This is a genomic window from Acinetobacter sp. V116_7 (genome assembly GCF_056735735.1).
Map to the genome: position 1 here is coordinate 202,852 of NZ_JBWZIF010000027.1, position 18,457 is coordinate 221,308.

An 18,457-nucleotide genomic window follows, 5' to 3' on the forward strand; every position below is an offset into this window, starting at 1 on the left:
CTTAAGGGATAATTCCAGGATTTTGGATGATGATTTCATGCCATAGCGGAAGTAAAGGTGAGTTGAGTTGTACACAGTACATATAAAAACCACCCGTAATGATTACTGCGCCTAACAAGCCTAAAATCTTGAGCACACTTTTAAACTTACTGACGTAGCTTAAGTACCACATCAGTGCAAGAAATGCCCCAATAACCATGCCGCCAATATGTGCGGCATTATTAATACCAGTTGCGACAAAACCAAAAATAAGGTTGATTGCCATAATCATTAATAATGCTTTTTTATCGAGTATGTAGGCTTGATGCGGAAGTGGTGGAAATAAGGAAAGTACTGTTAACGCAGCACCTAATCCCATTACGGCGCCTGAAGCACCTGCACTGACATGAGGAAGTAAGCTCTGGTCAAAATGTTGCAGTAATTCATGTCCATTTTGAATGGTCATATAACTACTTAAAAGACTACCGAATAAACCAGCAAGTAAATACATGCCTATAAAATAGAAGCGACCAAATAGTGACTCGGCAACATTACCGAAAATATATAAGGCCCACATATTGAGCATGAGATGGACTAAACCAAAATGAAAAAACATGCTGGTAAATAGACGTTCAGGCTGCCCAGAAAAAGTAAGTGGTGTAAAATCAGCTCCCCAATGAATGGCATCTTTCATGGCTGGGTCACTAATATCGACACCAGATAGAATTTGCCAGACAAACAAACCTACATTGATTGCGATGAGCAGGGCGGTCAGCCACCAAGTTTGTACATTGAGTTTACGATTAATGTGCGGAGGCTGATATTGAGTCATGCTATGCTTTTGTTATATATGAACATGCTTTACAGCTTAACATGAAAAAAGTTGAATACAGGAGATCAGGACGAACATGAAAGCTTTTATTGTTCGCGTGTTGTTAATTTTTATTGGGGCGATTCTCCTTATTCAACTTTGGATTTTTTCGAGTTTAGTCTGGTGGCGGACACATGAAGTGGATACGACCATGTTCATGCGAATTGATTATTGGTCTGATACATCAGAGCCAATTGTCCATCAGTGGCTTGACTATGATGATATTAGCGATAATTTTAAACATGCAATTTTAGCGGGCGAAGACGCAAAATTTATCCATCATCATGGTTTTGACTGGCAAGGTATCCGTTTTGCCCTTGAGCGAAATAATGAAGAGGGTGAAGTAGTTGCGGGTGGTTCTACCGTGTCTCAACAGCTTGCAAAGAACTTGTTTTTATACAACAAACGTTCATTTATTCGTAAGGGACAAGAAACGGTCGCGACTTGGATGATGGAGCGGATGTGGTCAAAACGCCGAATTCTTGAGGTGTATATGAACTCAGTTGAATTTGGAAAAAATTTGTACGGTGTTGAAGCAGCCGCTCATCATTATTATGGTAAAAGTGCTAAAAGCTTAACGCGTGAACAAGCCGCTTTCTTAGCCGCATTATTGCCTGATCCGAAATATTATCAAGATCACCGTAACGATCATAAACTACAATATAGAAAACGCGTTATTTTACGTTATATGAATAGCACCCAGATTCCTGAATAAAGCTGTTTTAAAGATGTGTAAATTTTTTAGTTTTTACCAAATTGTCATATTTTTGCAGCATACTGGTTTATAGAGATTTTGGCTGGATAGAGAATAGAGTTAGACATGAATACAGCGATTACAGCAACAACGAACCCCATAGAATACAGTTATAATGACCGTTATATAAATCGTGAATTGTCTATTCTTGACTTCCATTTGCGTGTATTGGAGCAAGCGGTAGACCCTTTACATCCATTACTTGAGCGAATGAATTTCTTGCTCATTTTTTCGCGTAATCTCGATGAGTTCTTTGAAATTCGAGTTGCGGGAGTGATGGAACAATTTTCTCTAGGCAATGAAAGTCGTAGCCCTGATGGTCTTACCCCAAGGCAGGTTTTACAAAAAATCTCTGAAACTGCTCATGCTGCGATTGAGCGTCAATATCGAATTTTAAATGAGGAAATCTTACCTAAACTACGTGAAGAAGACATTTGCTTCCTACGTCGTGGTGAGTTAACTCCAGCTCAATCTGCTTGGGTGAAAAAATATTTTCAGGAACAAGTTGCACCTGTATTAACCCCAATTAGTCTAGATCCAGCACATCCGTTTCCTCGACTTGTTAATAAAAGCTTGAACTTCATTATTACGCTTGAAGGTAAAGATGCTTTTGGTCGTCAAATTGATTTGGCTGTTGTGCCTGCACCACGTTCATTACCACGCGTTGTACGCCTACCAGACGAATTAACAGGTGGTAAAGAACATCATGTGATGTTATCTGCAATTATCCATGAACATGTGTCTGATTTATTCCCTGGAATGACAGCAACTGGTTGTTACCAATTCCGTGTTACACGTAATGCAGATTTGGCACTGAATGAAGATGTTGAAGACTTAGCTAAAGCATTAAAAGGTGAATTAAGTTCTCGACGTTTTGGTCGTGCAGTTCGCTTGGAAGTAACCCATAACTGCCCACAGCATATTTATGAGTACTTACTTGAAGAGTTCGATTTAACCGATGAGCAATTATATAAAGTTGATGGTCCGGTAAATTTAGCTCGTCTGGTTTCAAACTTTAAACGTCCTCATTTGCGTTATGATTCGCATACGCCAGTTGTGCCTAAAGTGTTTAAAAAGACCGAGAGTATTTTCTCGGCAATGCAGAAGCAAGATATTTTACTGCATCATCCGTTTGAATCTTTTGCTCCTGTAATTCAGCTACTTCGCGAAGCTGCTCGCGATCCGCAAGTATTAGCAATTAAGCAGACGTTATATCGTAGTGGTGCTGATTCTGAGATTGTGCAAATTTTGGCAGAAGCGGCGCGTAATGGAAAAGAAGTCATTGCCGTTATTGAATTACGTGCTCGCTTTGATGAAGAATCAAATATTGAAGTAGCAAACGTTTTACAAGAAGCTGGAGCAGTCGTTGTTTACGGTATTGTAGGTTATAAAACTCACGCCAAAATGATTATGGTCGTGCGCCGTGAAAATAATAAATTGGTGCGTTACGTTCATTTAGGAACGGGTAACTACCATGCGATGAATGCCCGAATTTATACCGATTATGGTCTCATGACCACAGATAAGGATCTGTGTGAAGACGTACACCGTATATTCCAAGAGTTGACTGGCATGGGCAAAATGGCGAAATTGAAAAAGCTATTACATGCACCGTTTACCCTACATGCTCAGCTCATTAACTTTATTGATGAAGAAATTGCCAATGCTAAAGCAGGCCGTAAAGCTCAGATCATTGTTAAAGTAAATGCATTAACCGAAGTCCAGTTAATCAATAAATTGTATGAAGCTTCTCAGGCGGGTGTTCAAATTGACCTGATTATCCGTTCGATTTGCTGCTTACGGCCTGGTTTGCCGAACCTGTCAGAGAATATTCGAGTGCGTTCAATTGTAGGACGTTTCCTTGAACATACTCGTGTTTATTACTTCAGTAATAATGGCGATGCACGTATTTACTGTTCAAGTGCAGACTGGATGGACCGTAATTTATTTAATCGTGTTGAAGCGTGTTTCCCTGTTGAAGACCCTGCATTGAAAAAACGTATCTATCAACAAGGTTTGGTAAATTACTTACAAGATAATCAACAGGCTTGGCTGCTACAAGGGGATGGTACTTGGATTCGTGCTGAGCCAGCAGAGGGTGAAAAATTGCATAATGCTCAAAGGGCATTATTGGAAATCATTAAATAATGAACTTTCAAGACTAAATAAAAGCCGACATTTTGTCGGCTTTTTTAATTGACTGAAATTCAAAGTAATTTAGTTAGTTTTTCTAAATGGTTGCTGGATAAACGATAATAATTTGAAGCACTGCAATATGTTTTGAAAATATGTGATTTTTTACATAAAACATTGAATTTTAAAAATATACAAATCACGAGAAATCTACTTTAATACGCCGCATTAAATATACTTAACTTTGGTAAATGAATAAGATGCAATGCTTTATTAGAAGTTTACTTATTAAAATACTTTTGGGGATAATACCAGTGACCGCTTACGCAGATCAGAAGTGTTATGGAGATATCATCGTCTTTCAAAGATTTGATGATCAAGCGATATATCCTTATTTTGTAAATCCTTCTAATGATAAAGCTAACAAAAGTGGAGAGAAAAATAAAAAAATAATCATCCAAAAGAGAAAACCAAAACAAGATGAGTTTTTAACCCAAAAGAAAGTTGAAGATGTCCACACCAAGAAAGTAGAAGAAAAGAAAAATTATGACAGTAAAAAGCAACTTGATGCAGCTGTCGCTAAAGAAATCTTGGAAAATGGTGAAAAGAAATGGATGGTACAAGTTGCGCTAGCATCTAATCAAAATAAGGCAAATACGGTTCAGTCTCAATTAGAAGCAAAAGGGTACAAGGTTGTAACCAGTGCAACGACTAAAGGCATACGGGTCATGGTAGACCCTGCAAATGACTATGCCATTGCACAAATTATTAGAGAAAAAATTATTGCTGATAATAGTTTGAATATGCCATCTGCTTGGGTGTTTAAGTGGGCATCCTTAACGCCGCAATAAAATAAAAAGGAGTCCGAAGACTCCTTTTTTTTATTCATGTATTCTTGTCGTGATTTTCTGCATAATTTGCAGTAATACATCGAACTCACTTTGCAATGGTGTACTTTTACGAGTCACTAAAGCTAAAGTACGGCTCGGAGCATCTTCAATTGGTTTTGCAGTAATCTGATCATTAAACTTGATCATACTATTTTCAATTGCAATTTCTGGTAAAAGCGTAAAGCCTAAATCAGAAGAAACCATTTCAACTAACGTTGGTAAAGAACTTGCTTTTAAACGGTTGTCGTTTTTACGCTCACCGATAGGGCATGCACTTAAAACGTGGTCACGTAAACAGTGACCTTCTTCAAGCAAAATTAATCTTGATAAATCAAGATCATCTAGAGAGTTTGCTTGAAGAGCATTTGTATCTTGTTTACTACATACAAGGTACAAATTTTCTTTCGAAATTTCAGCGACTTTTAGGCCTCTAGTGTCAAACGGTAGAGCAAGAACGATCATGTCTAGATTACCGTGTTCTAAACGCTCTACAATTTTTTCACTTTGTGCTTCATGCAAATGCAGCTGAATTTTAGGCAACTGCTGATGCACTTCATCAAGTAACCGTGTCAGGATAAAAGGTGCAATTGTTGGAATAACACCCAAATGCAAATCACCCGTTAACGGCTCACTCATTTCACGGCTCAAACGCATTAAATCTTGAGCATCTGCTAGTAGTACACGGGCGCGAGCAACGACTTGTTCACCTAAAGGTGTTAAACGCACATTCTGGCGATCACGTTCTACCAAAACGCCACCTAATAACCGTTCAAGCTCCATGATGCCGCCTGATAAAGTCGATTGAGTGACAAAAGAGCGGCGTGCTGCTTCAGTAAAATGCAAAGTTTCCGACAACGTAACTAAATATGATAGCTGTCTTAATGAGGGTAATGCAGCCATAGTGTCCTAGTCTGATGATTTAAAATGATGCGCAAATAAACCGCTAAGCTGTGGAATAAAATGTGCAGGGATATCATGCCCCATTCCATCAATTAATTCAAACTTAGCACCGGAAATTGCTTTTGCTACAGCCTTACCGTGGCTAGGCGGAAGTAAGCGATCGCGAGAGCCATGTAGGACTAAAGCGGGTTGCTTAATTTCACGGTCGAGTTGTAGTAAAGAGCCTGTACATAATATTGCTAAAAACTGTTGAAGTACACCAGCAGGATAGTAGCTACGTTGATAAAGCTTACGCGCTGTTTGTATTGCTTCAATCTGGTTGATATAACCAGGTGAACCAATCAATTGAAATAGTTTTAAACTATGATTAACAATACCTTCTTCGTCACGTGTCTCGGGTTTACCAATTAAACTCAAAAGTTGTTTCGGAAAAGGAGGTGGTAGAAAAGGCTGGTTATTGCTTGTAAACATAAGCCCTAACTTCTCAACCTTTTCTGGATATTTTGCTGCAAGAATTTGAGCAATCATCCCACCCATTGATGCACCAATTACATGCGCTTTGTTCACGCCTAAACGATCAATCAGCATCGATACATCATCTGCCATATCATGCAGCGTATAAGGTGCACCCTGATTAGCGAGTCCAAGTGCAAAGCGGCCCATCAATTTGACAGTATTTAAGCGTTTACCTTCGTGACGTACTTTTGAAGAAAGGCCAATATCACGGTTATCAAAACGAATAACACGAAATCCTTGATCAATCAGCGATTTACAGAAAAAATCTGGCCAAAAAAGCATTTGGGCGCCAAGACCCATAATCAGCAAAATGGTTGGATGCTCTGGCTTTCCACCGACTTCTACATGCAACTCAATTCCATTGCCTAAGTTGACTTTGGTTTCTTGCATGAAAGATGTATACGGTGAAATGTTAAACTGTAAGGCGCTATTCATGTTATTCATTCCTTAAAGGAATACTCTCTAACGAGTATTCCTGATACAAACCTTATGCTTGGGCTGGAATAAGATCTGGAACAAGCTTTGTTAAAGTTAAGCGTTGTTTACCTGCGGTTGCACCTAACAATACAAAACCACGCAATGTTCCTTCATTGTCAATTGCTTTGGCAAGCATACCATCGTCGAACTCTTCTGTTTCCCAGTTCACTTCTACATCAACCGGAGCTGGCAAAACTGTAAGTGGAGCGGCTGGTGTTTTTACTGCCACTGGCATAGCAGGGTAGTGCACAGCAGTTTGTTGTCCGCTGAGTGTTTTAGCGAGAGCACGAGCCTGTTGCATAATCGGCATTACATATGGAAGTAAAGTACCGTTTACCTCTGCGCAATCCCCAATTGCGTAGATGTCTGCTTGATTTGTTTCCAGTAAGCCATTGGTAATAATTCCACGGCTCGTTTGAATATCTGCACTTTTAGCAAGTGAAATATTTGGCTGTAAACCAATCGCAGAAAGAACAAGGTCCGCAACCAATGTTTGTCCGTTTGCGAGTGTTATCGCATAGTCTTCGCCATTATTAATTTTACTTACTTTTTCAACCGTGGTTCCAAGTGCAAATTTTACTCCAGCTTCCTCAAGATTTTGCTGGAAAGCAGAAGCAATATGTCCTGGAAGTAAACGGCCTAATGGTTGAGGAGCCAAATCAATCACAGTGATGTCATATTCACTATGCAGTAAGTCGTTGGCAAATTCACAACCAATTAAACCAGCACCTAAAATAACAACACGTTTATCTTTACGCTGAGCCAGATTTTCACGGAAAGCGCGGTAATCAATCAATGAGTTCACGACATGAATGTCATCGCTACCATCACCTGCAATTGCAAGGCGAATTGGGTTAGCACCTACGGCTAAAATCAGTTTTGAATAGGGTTGCTTTGACGTTACACCATCCCTTTCTAGAACAAGTTCATGCTCTTCAGCTAAAATCTCTTTTACAAAAGTAAAAGGCTCAATACGCATATTGAGTTGAGTACCCATTTTAGCCGCATCACCTAAAGGAATTTGTTCTGGTGCTTTTTTACCTGCAAATGCATTTGATAATGTTGGCTTTGCATAGTTCACTGCATCATCCGCACAAATCATCACAAGTTCTTGCTCTGGGCTAAGCTTACGGAACTCACGTGCCAAGGTATAACCCGCCATGCCTGATCCGATAATGACGATAGGATGCATTTTTTTCTCCAGAGTTAGAATTATTTATTTAATACGGTGATTGGTAATATTCGTAAAAAAGACCATGTCAATCATGGCCTTTTACTTTACGCTCTTAGATTTCGATCATTTCGAAGTCAGCTTTTGAAACGCCGCAATCAGGGCAAGTCCAGTCATCAGGAATATCTTCCCATTTTGTTCCAGCTGCAATGCCGTCTTGTGGCCAACCTTCCGCTTCGTCATAAATCCATCCACAAACGATACATTGATATTTTTTCATGAGACTCTCCGCACTGATAAGTTTGCTCAAAGCTGCCTTTCAGTAAAACTATTCCATCTATTAATAATGTAACTACGATCCGGTCAATAATAACCAATGTGCCTTTGATCGGATATCAAATTTTTACGCAGTTCTACATTCAAAGTAAAGTAAATAACCGAGTTTAATCATTCGTAAGCAAAGATGAATGGCAGGTTAGGACAAATAAGTGGTTATTTAGGCAAAACTTCGCCATAAACTAATAATAATTAATGCATTCTTACAGTTAATTTTATTTGTGAAAATATCATGAAATAAAGAGTGCCGAATCATTTAAAAAATTCATCTCATATGAAAGCTAAATAACAACAAACTAGGATGCTACAGAATGTCATTATTAAAACCGAAAATTAAAATTTGCTGTAATTAAGACGGTATAAATCAAGGAAGTGAAATATGGAAAATTTAGTATATGAAGTGGAAATTGATGCTTCTATAGAAAAAGTGTGGGACATACTTTGGAATAGCGAAACATATAACGCTTGGACGAAATTTTTTGCACCAGATTCCTCAATGCGTACTGACTGGCAAGTAGGTGGAAAAACTTATTTTCTTGATGGCGAAGGAAATGGGATGGTTTCTACAATTGAACAAATGCAAAAACCGGAAATATTGATTTTTAAACATTTAGGAATGATTAAGGAGGGTAAAGAAGATTTAGAAAGTGAAGAAGTTAAAAGTTGGAGTGGTTCTCTAGAAAAATATTTTCTAAACCAAAAAGATAATATAACCACTTTAAAGGTTGAATTGGCCACTTTACCCGAATATATGGGCATGTTGAAAAGTGGCTTCGTTCAAGGTTTTGATGTGGTTAAAAAAATGGCGGAAGCGAAATAAAGCTTCTTTAAATCACATATAAACCAGTTTTTTATAATCAAAAGATATAAATCTAGGCCAAATATTTTTTATAAATTTTTATAATCAGATCATTAATTCGAGAAGGATAGGCTAAGCGATGATGTCCACCTTCAAATGTTTCAATATTCATGTAGGGTGCAAGTTTTTCTTGAACCTGATACATATCAAGTTGCTCATCTCCTAATTCTAAATAGGCCATTTTAGGATTAGAGAGCATGAGTTCATCTTCAGAAAGTTGAGGGTAGTCTGCCCGAAAATTAGGGGTAAGACTTGGATTCGCCACAATCACTGCTAGTTTATGTTGAGCAGCAGTTTTTAGAGCCCAATAGCCTCCAATGCTATGACCCACCAATAAATCTGGTTTGATCGTCTGAATAGCCTGATGGTAAAAGTACTCAACAGATGCATAACTTAAGTTACGATAATCGACGTCAATACAAAATTTTTCAGGATGTAAAATGGCATGGAACTTTGTCGATTCCCGGGAAGAATCCAAGCCATGTAAAAATAGAATTTTCATTATTTACGACACAATCTCATTGATAAAATAAAAGGCAAATCGGGCCTTTTGAATATCGAGGTTATTTGGATTTTTTTATATTTTACTAAATGCTTTAAAAAATGATCTTAGCGATTGGTCTAAGTCACTTTGCCTTTAAAAAGTGGTGTTTTGTTCTATAAAATTGTCTTTTTTCATTTTTGTTTGATTGAAATCATTCGAAAAACTCCCGCAATCTGTTAGGATATAGCACTTAATTTTTACTTAATCGAGGCAGAGATGACGCAACAAAACGCTCAATCGACTTCTGAACCAACTATTTCCGAAAACGATTTAATTGCACAGCGTCATGCCAAATTAAAGCAAATCCAAGATGTTGCGAAGGAAACTGGAAAAAGTCCTTGGCCGAATACGTTTAAGCGTGAACACTACGCAGCTGATCTACAAGAACAATTTAAAGATCAGTCGAAAGAACAAATTGAAAGCGCTGAGCATGTCTATGTAAAAGTGGCTGGCCGTGTCATGTTAAACCGTGGTTCTTTCATGGTTATTCAAGATATGACTGGTCGTATTCAGCTATATGTTGACCGTAAAGGTTTACCAAAAGATATTCTTGAGACCATTAAAGGTTTAGACCTTGGTGACATTATTGCTGCTGAAGGTTATATCGGACGTTCAGGAAAAGGTGACTTATATGTTCATCTTGAAGGTTTTGAACTTCTTACAAAATCTCTTCGTCCGTTACCAGATAAATTCCATGGCTTAAATGACACAGAAGTTAAGTACCGTAAACGTTACCTTGACTTAATTGTGAATGAAGAAACACGTAAAACTTTTGAAATCCGTGCCAAAGTTGTTGCAGGTATTCGAGCATTCTTAAACAATGAACGTTTCATGGAAGTTGAAACGCCAATGATGCATGTGATTCCGGGTGGTGCGTCTGCGCGTCCGTTTGAAACACATCACAATGCTTTGGATATGCCTTTATTCTTACGTATTGCACCTGAGCTTTATTTAAAACGTTTGGTTGTTGGTGGTTTCGAACGTGTGTTTGAAATTAACCGTAACTTCCGTAATGAAGGGGTATCAACGCGTCACAATCCTGAATTTACGATGATCGAATTTTATCAAGCTTATGCTGATTATAAAGACTTGATGCAATTAACTGAAAACATGCTTGAAAAGTTGGCTTTGGATATTTTGGGTACAACTGATGTGCCGTACCAAGGTGAAGTGTTTAGCTTCAAAGGGCCATTCAAGAAAATCTCTATGTTTGATGCGATTTTAGAGAATAATCCACAATTTACGCCTGAAAATGTTGGTGACCGTGAGTTCCTTGCTCAATTTATTCGTGAAGAATTAAAAGAACAAGTTAAGCCTGGTTTTGGTTTAGGTAAGCTTCAAACGATTGTATTTGAAGAAACTGTTGAGACTAAACTTCGTCAGCCTACATTTATTACTGAATATCCAGCTGAAACTTCTCCGCTCGCTCGTCGTAATGATGACAATGCACATATTACTGATCGTTTTGAGTTTTTCATTGGTGGCCGTGAATTGGCAAATGGTTTCAGCGAGTTAAATGATCCAATTGATCAAGCTGAACGTTTCCAAGCTCAGGTTGCTGAAAAAGATGCTGGTGATGATGAAGCAATGCATTACGATGCAGAATTCGTTGAAGCGCTTGAGTATGGTTTACCACCTACAGCAGGTGAAGGTATCGGTATTGACCGTTTGGTGATGTTATTTGCCGATGCTCCAAGTATTCGTGATGTAATTTTATTCCCTCATATGCGCCGTAAAGAAGGTTAATCTTCTAAAGGCAAAAAAGGCAGTATTTATACTGCCTTTTTTTATTACTTTTATATCTCAAAAACTTACCTATCTACACTAATCTTAAAATAGCGTTAAAAAATGTAATTGCACAGTTTAACAATTGCAAAGTTGTGATAAAAAATTTAAGGTGTTGCTCATAAATAACTTTGAGAATTGGCTGGCATGTTTCTAAGAAAAACACTTTCGATTGCAATATTGGCAACTGCTTCATCCGCTATTTTTGCACAAGGTTTAGTGCTAAATAATGAGGACTTACGTACAGACTTAAATTGGTTGAATCAACAAGGTGTTATCAAGATTAGCACCTCAACTTGGCCGTTAAGTGGTGATGAAATCCAGAGAGCCCTCTCTCAAGCGCAAGTGACGCATCCAGCTCAACAAAAAGTTATTAATTCAGTTCTTGATGCATTAAAAGCAGATAACGATACGGTTAAAGTGGGCGCTTTTGCTGAGACCGATAGCAAAAATATTCCGCAAGCATTCGGTGATAACCAAAAAGCTCAATATCAAGGTTCTTTAGAGTTTAATGCTGGTGGTGAAAACTGGGATGCAAAAATCCGAGTAAATGCAGAAAAAGATCCACAAATTGATAATGGGCAAGATGTGAATGTTGAAGGCTCATATGTTGCTGGTAAACTTTGGAATCAGTGGATAGTTGCGGGTCAAATTCCAACATGGTGGGGTCCTGGCCATGATGGTAGCTTAATTCGTGGTGATGCTAGCCGCCCAGTTTATGGTGTAACAGCACAACGTGCTGTGCAAAATGCTTTTGATACAAAATGGTTATCTTGGATTGGACCTTGGCAATACCAAGCTTTTGCTGGTCAATTAGATGACTACAAAGCAGTCCCAGACGCAAAGTTAATTGGATTGCGTGTAACTGCACAACCATTACCCTATATTGAGTTGGGTGCATCGCGTGCTATTCAATGGGGCGGTGATGGACGTCCTGAAAGTTTTAGTTCTTTATGGGATGCATTTGTCGGCAATAAAGATAACGGTGGAACGGGGGAACCAGATCCATCTAACCAAATTGCTGGCTTTGATGGTCGCTTATTATTACAACCGCTATTCCAAGTTCCAGTTAGCATATATGGACAATATGTAGGTGAGGATGAGGCTGGTGGCTTACCTTCTAAGAAAATGTACTTAGCGGGTGTGGACTATTCATCTAGCTACAATAACTTGCCTTATCAACTTTATGCAGAATGGGCGGATACACGAACTAATGGTGATGTAAGAGGTATCTCTTATGCTCATAATGCAACATATAAAGATGGCTATTACCAACATGGTTACCCATTAGGCCACGCGATGGGTGGTGATGGACAAATGTACTCAGTGGGTGGTGATATCCGCTTTGATGTCATGAACCGTTTAAGTGGTCGTGCAATGGTGGTTAAAGTTAATCAATCTAATTTGGCAATCAATAAGGCATTCCCTAAAGACGATGAAATCAAAGCCCTTGATTTAACTTGGACGCATTACATCAAACCTGATCTTCCATTAAAAATTAATGGCTGGGTAAGTGATTCTGATCTAGAAGGTAATGACGCAGGTGCGTCTATTGGAATTGAAATTCCATTAGAACGTAAAATGTTCGGTTTCTAAGAATAGATCATGTTTTAGAAAAGAGAAGCGATCAAAGCTTCTCTTTTTTTATGGTTTTTAGAGAAATCTAAAGACTAGAACATGATTTGCTTAAGTTGGCTACACAAGCTACGATTGCAAAGTTGCGCAAGTGAATCAGCATATTACATGTATATGATGAAATCGAATATCAATATGAAAAAACAAGCAAAAGGAATCGGTTTTAAATCACTATAATGCATAACTAATGCTATAAGCCATATAAAGGCTTGTGGTTGGATTATCTATCACGAAAAATTGGAGTTGTTATGGCACTCGTTCCTCCACATGGTCTTCTAGGTGGTGGTTTAATACTACTTCTAGATTTTATGGGCAAAATGGATAGAGAAGGACGTGTTCATGACTGAATCAAGACTCACACATCTCAAGCAGCTTGAAGCTGAAAGCATTCATATTATCCGTGAAGTTGCTGCTGAATTTGAAAATCCAGTCATGCTTTACTCAATTGGTAAAGACTCTGCGGTAATGCTTCACCTTGCATTAAAAGCATTTTATCCAGCGAAACTTCCATTTCCTTTATTGCATGTAGATACAGGTTGGAAGTTTAAAGACATGATCGCGTTTCGCGATAACATGGCAAAAACGCATGGTTTTGATTTAATCGTTCATCAGAACAAAGAAGGTCGTGAAGCTGGAATTAATCCATTCGATCATGGTAGTTCAAAATATACAGATATTATGAAAACCCAAGCTTTAAAACAGGCTTTGGATAAATATCAATTTGATGCTGCTTTTGGTGGTGCACGTCGTGATGAAGAAAAATCACGCGCGAAAGAACGTGTTTACTCATTCCGTGATAGTAAACACCGTTGGGACCCTAAAAACCAGCGTCCTGAACTTTGGAATCTTTACAATGGTAAAGTGAACAAAGGTGAAAGTATTCGTGTATTCCCTTTATCTAACTGGACTGAGTTGGATATCTGGCAATATATCTATTTAGAAAATATTCAAATCGTTCCTCTTTATTTCTCTGCTGTTCGTCCAGTAGTAGAGCGTAGCGGTACATTAATCATGGTTGATGATGAACGTATGCGTTTAAAAGAAGGTGAAGTTCCACAGATGAAGTCTGTACGTTTCCGTACGCTTGGCTGTTATCCATTAACTGGTGCAGTTGAGTCTGAAGCAGATACGTTACCTGAAATTATCCAAGAGATGCTTTTAGCCACTAGTTCTGAGCGTCAAGGTCGTATGATTGACCATGATGAAGCGGGCTCAATGGAAAAGAAAAAGCAAGAAGGCTATTTCTAAGACAATTTCTAAATTTGTGGAGTTTGAGCAATGTCTCATCAATCAGAATTAATCAGTCAAGATATCTTGGCCTATTTAAAGCAACATGAACAAAAAGACCTTCTGCGTTTTTTGACTTGCGGTAACGTAGATGATGGTAAAAGTACACTTATTGGACGTTTACTCTACGATTCAAAATTGATTTATGAAGATCAATTGCAAGCAGTAACGCGTGACAGTAAAAAAGTAGGAACCACAGGTGATGCACCAGACTTGGCATTACTTGTAGATGGTTTACAAGCTGAGCGTGAGCAAGGTATTACCATTGATGTGGCTTACCGCTATTTCTCAACTGAAAAACGTAAGTTTATTATTGCTGATACCCCAGGACATGAGCAATACACACGTAACATGGCAACAGGTGCATCAACAGCTGACCTTGCAATTATCTTGATCGATGCGCGTTATGGTGTGCAAACTCAAACTCGTCGTCATACGTTTATTGCTAGTTTACTTGGTATTAAAAATATCGTTGTTGCTATCAATAAAATGGACTTGGTTGAGTACTCTTCTGAACGCTTCACTGAAATTCAGATTGAATATGATGCTTTCGTAAGCCAATTGGGTGACCGTCGTCCAGCCAATATTCAGTTTGTACCGATTTCTGCTTTAAATGGCGATAACGTAGTAAATGCTTCTGAGCATACAGCTTGGTACAAGGGTCAAACCTTGATGAGCATTCTTGAATCTGTGGAAATTAGTCGTGAATCAAACAAGCACGAATTCCGTTTCCCTGTTCAATATGTGAACCGTCCAAACCTCGATTTCCGTGGTTTCGCTGGTACTGTCGCTTTAGGTGAAATTAATGTTGGTGATGAAATTGTAGCGTTACCTTCTGGTAAGCGTTCTACAGTTAAAGAAATTGTTACTTTTGACGGTAACCTTGAGCAAGCTGTTGCAGGTCAAGCGGTTACATTAACGTTGAATGATGAAATTGATATTAGCCGTGGTAACGTTTTAGTACGTGCAGGCGAACAACCATTAATTTCTCGCAGTGTTCGTGCTTCAGTAGTATGGATGAATGAACATCCATTGGTGAAAGGCAAGCTGTACAACGTTAAGATTGGTACACAAACTGTCCCTGCCAAAGTAACTAATATTCACTATCGTGTGAATGTGAATACGCTTGAGCATACTCAGGTTGAAGAGCTTGAATTAAATGCAATTGCAGATGTTGTTGTTGAGTTTGATGCACCAGTCGTATTTGACCAATATCAAGATTCACGATACACAGGTTCATTTATTTTCATTGATCGTTTAAGTAATGTAACGGTTGGTGCGGGTATGGTTGAGTCTGCGGTAGAGTGGACTGCACATAGCAATCCTGTTACTGCTGAAGATCGTGCTGCACGTTTAGGTCAAAAACCTGCGGTGATTGGGGTTTCTGCACAGTTAATCGAGAAAGCTCAAGTTTTAGAAAGTTTATTGATCCAACAAGGTGTAGTTGCGATTGCAAAAGCCAACTTAACTGCTGAGCAAATTACTTTATTGCGTGAGACAGGTGTTGTGGTTATCACTACAGCTGTGGATGGCGCAGATACAGAAGTTACTGCTGAAACCGTTGAAGAAGCAGTTGAAAAAGTTGTGGAATTAGTTCGTCTTTAATAGACTGAATTAATTTTGAAAAAACCCGCGTAAGCGGGTTTTTTTTATTGGGTTTAGAAAATATTTTGAGTTTTTAAAGTTAAATATTCCCTTAAATCTTTAGGATAGCTCTGAATCATCTTTAAAAATAGATCTCGATCGCCTTGATATAAGGCGCGTGTTGCTTCTTCATAATTTGGCATATTACCCAACATCGCAGACATAAAACGGTCGATGGCTTGTTTAGCGAGCATAATATTACCTTCAGAATTTGGGTTATTTAACTCTTTATCAATTAACTTACGAATTATTGCTGATGCACTCGCACTTTGTTGATCTAACCAATCCCAATGTTTTTTCTGTAAAGTGATTTCACGAGAAATTACTCCGAGTTTAGGTCGTCCAACTTTTTTAATTTCTTCTGGTTCAGCATAACGTTGTTGAAATTCTTGTTCCGAACCAGAAAGATCAAGATCAATTTGTTGACCTGTTTGATCATTAAAAATCAGAATATTTTCCGTTGTTTTCGGAAGATCTTTAAGTTTTTTTGCAATTTCAACGAGGGAGTCGCTCGCAATACGCGTGCTTCCAGTGAAAGCAGTATAGGTGATTTTAGTATTCATTTTAGCCGTATATTTTTATCTGGGTAAAATAATATTATCAGGGTAAAATTAATTTGGCAAATAATTAAAATGATAACCAAAGAATTATTTGATTTTATGAGGGTAGTTTATGAAGTTAGGACTATAAAAATAGTCAAGATAATAGGCTATTTAAAATTTTATTCGGCTTTAATAGTGCTTTTATGAGACAATGTTTTTTTATTTTTGTGTATTAGGACTCCCATGATTGAGCAATCTCCTGAATCTTTAAGCGATATCGAAATTTTAGACATTTTACAGTCTATGAAAAAAGATAAGCTGGATACGGAAGCAAATGAGATTATCCGTAATGGGGGGAAAGCTGGGCGTCAAGAAGCACATAAACAGGCTTTAGTTGCGTTGAATGCAAACTTTGAAGAAAAGTTTGTAGAAGCTGCTACGCTGGCATTAGGCTTGAATTCAGGTCAGGCGAAAAAGATTCGTTATAAAAAAGACCGTATCCGTATTTTTAAAGCACGTGGTATTGATTATTTAGCTATTGATGGTGCAGAAACCGCTCAGGTTTTAGCTCAAGTTGCTCAAGCGATTAGTCGTGAAGACGCGATCGTGACTGAAGGTCTACACAATATTTTTCCATTTTGGAAAGAAGGTTGGCCAATGGTTCAGTTTGATAATGCTTATAAAATTTTAGAAGAAGACATTACATTGCATTTTCAAATTGTGTTAGATCACTTAATTGAATATGTACAGAAATAAAAAAAGCCCCGATTGGGGCTTTTTTATTGCATATGAATAATTAAAGCGTGCTAAATAGTGGGAAAACACCAATCACTAAAGCAGTACCCATTAATACCATACAAGTTATGAACGCCCACTTTAAAGTGAACTTTTGATGGTCAGCAAAATCGACTTTAGCAAGACCACATAACAAATAGGTTGATGGGACAAGAGGTGATAGTAAGTGTACAGGTTGACCTACAATCGAAGCGCGAGCAATCGCTTCTGCACTAATACCATAATGTGAAGCAGCTTCAGCAAGAATAGGTAAAACGCCATAGAAGAAAGCATCATTTGACATAAAGAATGTCAAAGGCATACTTACTAAAGCTGTGATCGGTGCAAGGTATGGACCCATGCTTGGAGGAATCATTGCGACGAATTCTTTAGACATCGCCTCAACCATACCTGTGCCAGATAAAATACCTGTGAAAATACCCGCTGCAAAAATTAAGCCCACAACAGCTAAGACACTGTCCGCATGCATTGCAATGCGTTTTTTCTGCATATCAACATCTGGGTAGTTAATGAGCATTGCAATACAGAATGCTATCATGAACAACACAGACATAGGCAGAATGCCTTTGATCAAAGCAATCATAAGAAGGATTGTGAGCACCATATTTACTTTACGTAAATGTGGACGAGTCGCTTCAGGATCTTTCGATACGGTAATGTTATCACCATGGTGAGTTTCAAGTTCAATAACGCCTAAACGTTTTTGCTCGTAACGACCATATAAGTATGCCAAGAAGAATAACCAACCAATACTAATGACCATAGGTATAATCATTGGTACGAAAATGTGGCTTGGGTCAATTTGCAGGGCACTTGCAGCACGAGCTGTAGGGCCGCCCCATGGTGTTAGGTTCATTACACCACTACATAACAGCATAAGTGCAGTCATGATGAGTGTATTCATTCCTAAGCGTTGATAAAGTGGCAGCATTGCAGCTACACAAATCATATAGGTTGTTGAACCATCACCATCTAAAGAAACCATTGTGGTTAAGAACACAGTTCCTAGTGTGATTTTTAGAGGATCACCTTTAACCTTTTTTAAAATCCATTTAACCGGTGGATCGAAAAGACCTGCATCGATCATTAAGGCAAAATACAAAATTGCGAATAAAAGCATTACGCCAGTTGGCGCTAATTTTTTGATGCCATCCAGCATCATCTCACTGAGACCTTTGAGTTCAATGTGACTTAAACTTTCAAAGTAGTGACCTAGGCCCCAGGCAACAAGAGAAAAAATAAATGGGATGAGAATTAAAGCAATAATAGGGCTTAAACGTTTGGACATGATTAAGTACATGAAGCACAAAATCATGCCAACACCAAGTAATGTCAGCAT

The 18,457-nt window shown here is 38.3% G+C and carries 19 protein-coding genes; 10 read left to right on the top strand and 9 right to left on the bottom strand.

Annotated features, from left to right (window positions below):
* Window position 1: 1 nt before the first annotated feature.
* A complete protein-coding gene (locus tag AC1PJP_RS13525) occupies window positions 2-811 on the bottom strand; it encodes a rhomboid family intramembrane serine protease (RefSeq protein ID WP_107881116.1) in 810 nt (269 codons plus the stop codon).
* Window positions 812-887: 76 nt separating this feature from the next.
* Here AC1PJP_RS13525 and mtgA point away from each other — a divergent pair, with 76 nt between their 5' ends.
* Window positions 888-1,565 carry a monofunctional biosynthetic peptidoglycan transglycosylase gene (gene mtgA, locus AC1PJP_RS13530; protein WP_004793982.1) on the top strand — a complete coding sequence of 226 codons (678 nt, stop codon included), beginning with the start codon at window positions 888-890 and terminating at the stop codon, window positions 1,563-1,565.
* A 105-nt stretch (window positions 1,566-1,670) separates the two neighbouring features.
* Complete coding sequence (gene ppk1, locus AC1PJP_RS13535) at window positions 1,671-3,752, top strand: polyphosphate kinase 1 (protein ID WP_005303345.1); 2,082 nt, start codon at window positions 1,671-1,673, stop codon at window positions 3,750-3,752.
* A 59-nt stretch (window positions 3,753-3,811) separates the two neighbouring features.
* Here ppk1 and AC1PJP_RS13540 read toward each other — a convergent pair whose 3' ends face one another.
* A complete protein-coding gene (locus AC1PJP_RS13540; RefSeq protein WP_081399186.1) occupies window positions 3,812-3,940 on the bottom strand; it encodes a hypothetical protein in 129 nt (42 codons plus the stop codon).
* A 57-nt stretch (window positions 3,941-3,997) separates the two neighbouring features.
* Here AC1PJP_RS13540 and AC1PJP_RS13545 point away from each other — a divergent pair, with 57 nt between their 5' ends.
* Window positions 3,998-4,588: an SPOR domain-containing protein gene (locus tag AC1PJP_RS13545; protein WP_250375791.1), complete on the top strand. Its 591-nt coding sequence runs from the start codon at window positions 3,998-4,000 to the stop codon at window positions 4,586-4,588.
* 30 nt (window positions 4,589-4,618) lie between these two features.
* Here AC1PJP_RS13545 and oxyR read toward each other — a convergent pair whose 3' ends face one another.
* The 4 genes from oxyR to rubA all read right to left on the bottom strand — a co-directional run bounded on the left by oxyR (window position 4,619) and on the right by rubA (window position 7,971).
* Window positions 4,619-5,527, bottom strand: a complete 909-nt coding sequence (gene oxyR, locus AC1PJP_RS13550; protein WP_004793979.1) for a LysR family transcriptional regulator OxyR — start codon at window positions 5,525-5,527, stop codon at window positions 4,619-4,621.
* A gap of 6 nt (window positions 5,528-5,533) precedes the next feature.
* The gene (gene estB, locus AC1PJP_RS13555; protein WP_005303349.1) at window positions 5,534-6,478 is read right to left on the bottom strand and encodes an esterase EstB; all 945 of its coding nucleotides are present in this window, start codon (window positions 6,476-6,478) and stop codon (window positions 5,534-5,536) included.
* A 52-nt stretch (window positions 6,479-6,530) separates the two neighbouring features.
* On the bottom strand, window positions 6,531-7,712 hold the full coding sequence (gene rubB, locus AC1PJP_RS13560; protein ID WP_447501046.1) for a rubredoxin reductase RubB: 1,182 nt from the start codon (window positions 7,710-7,712) through the stop codon (window positions 6,531-6,533).
* A gap of 94 nt (window positions 7,713-7,806) precedes the next feature.
* Complete coding sequence (gene rubA, locus AC1PJP_RS13565; protein WP_000760495.1) at window positions 7,807-7,971, bottom strand: rubredoxin RubA; 165 nt, start codon at window positions 7,969-7,971, stop codon at window positions 7,807-7,809.
* Between the two features lie 435 nt (window positions 7,972-8,406).
* Here rubA and AC1PJP_RS13570 point away from each other — a divergent pair, with 435 nt between their 5' ends.
* Window positions 8,407-8,847, top strand: coding sequence for an SRPBCC family protein (locus tag AC1PJP_RS13570; protein ID WP_479767263.1), 441 nt, complete (start codon window positions 8,407-8,409; stop codon window positions 8,845-8,847).
* A 52-nt stretch (window positions 8,848-8,899) separates the two neighbouring features.
* Here the strand turns inward: AC1PJP_RS13570 and AC1PJP_RS13575 are convergent, their stop codons facing one another.
* On the bottom strand, window positions 8,900-9,388 hold the full coding sequence (locus AC1PJP_RS13575; protein ID WP_004793973.1) for a YqiA/YcfP family alpha/beta fold hydrolase: 489 nt from the start codon (window positions 9,386-9,388) through the stop codon (window positions 8,900-8,902).
* 258 nt (window positions 9,389-9,646) lie between these two features.
* On the opposite strand from AC1PJP_RS13575, the gene lysS reads away from it, so the two are divergent.
* From lysS to cysN, 5 genes are all read left to right on the top strand, one after another.
* On the top strand, window positions 9,647-11,176 hold the full coding sequence (gene lysS / locus AC1PJP_RS13580; RefSeq protein WP_004793971.1) for a lysine--tRNA ligase: 1,530 nt from the start codon (window positions 9,647-9,649) through the stop codon (window positions 11,174-11,176).
* 186 nt (window positions 11,177-11,362) lie between these two features.
* Window positions 11,363-12,811, top strand: coding sequence for a capsule assembly Wzi family protein (locus AC1PJP_RS13585; protein WP_151987209.1), 1,449 nt, complete (start codon window positions 11,363-11,365; stop codon window positions 12,809-12,811).
* Window positions 12,812-13,065: 254 nt separating this feature from the next.
* On the top strand, window positions 13,066-13,197 hold the full coding sequence (locus AC1PJP_RS13590) for a hypothetical protein (RefSeq protein ID WP_002117520.1): 132 nt from the start codon (window positions 13,066-13,068) through the stop codon (window positions 13,195-13,197).
* Window positions 13,190-14,098, top strand: a complete 909-nt coding sequence (cysD, locus tag AC1PJP_RS13595; protein ID WP_000140408.1) for a sulfate adenylyltransferase subunit CysD — start codon at window positions 13,190-13,192, stop codon at window positions 14,096-14,098. Before AC1PJP_RS13590 ends, cysD begins: the two co-directional genes overlap by 8 nt.
* A gap of 30 nt (window positions 14,099-14,128) precedes the next feature.
* Complete coding sequence (gene cysN, locus AC1PJP_RS13600) at window positions 14,129-15,742, top strand: sulfate adenylyltransferase subunit CysN (protein WP_479767267.1); 1,614 nt, start codon at window positions 14,129-14,131, stop codon at window positions 15,740-15,742.
* Window positions 15,743-15,795: 53 nt separating this feature from the next.
* Here the strand turns inward: cysN and AC1PJP_RS13605 are convergent, their stop codons facing one another.
* Complete coding sequence (locus AC1PJP_RS13605) at window positions 15,796-16,344, bottom strand: DUF2239 family protein (protein WP_479767269.1); 549 nt, start codon at window positions 16,342-16,344, stop codon at window positions 15,796-15,798.
* Window positions 16,345-16,566: 222 nt separating this feature from the next.
* Here AC1PJP_RS13605 and AC1PJP_RS13610 point away from each other — a divergent pair, with 222 nt between their 5' ends.
* Complete coding sequence (locus tag AC1PJP_RS13610) at window positions 16,567-17,079, top strand: hypothetical protein (protein ID WP_004793963.1); 513 nt, start codon at window positions 16,567-16,569, stop codon at window positions 17,077-17,079.
* A gap of 40 nt (window positions 17,080-17,119) precedes the next feature.
* Here AC1PJP_RS13610 and AC1PJP_RS13615 read toward each other — a convergent pair whose 3' ends face one another.
* A complete protein-coding gene (locus AC1PJP_RS13615) occupies window positions 17,120-18,457 on the bottom strand; it encodes a CitMHS family transporter (RefSeq protein ID WP_416704359.1) in 1,338 nt (445 codons plus the stop codon).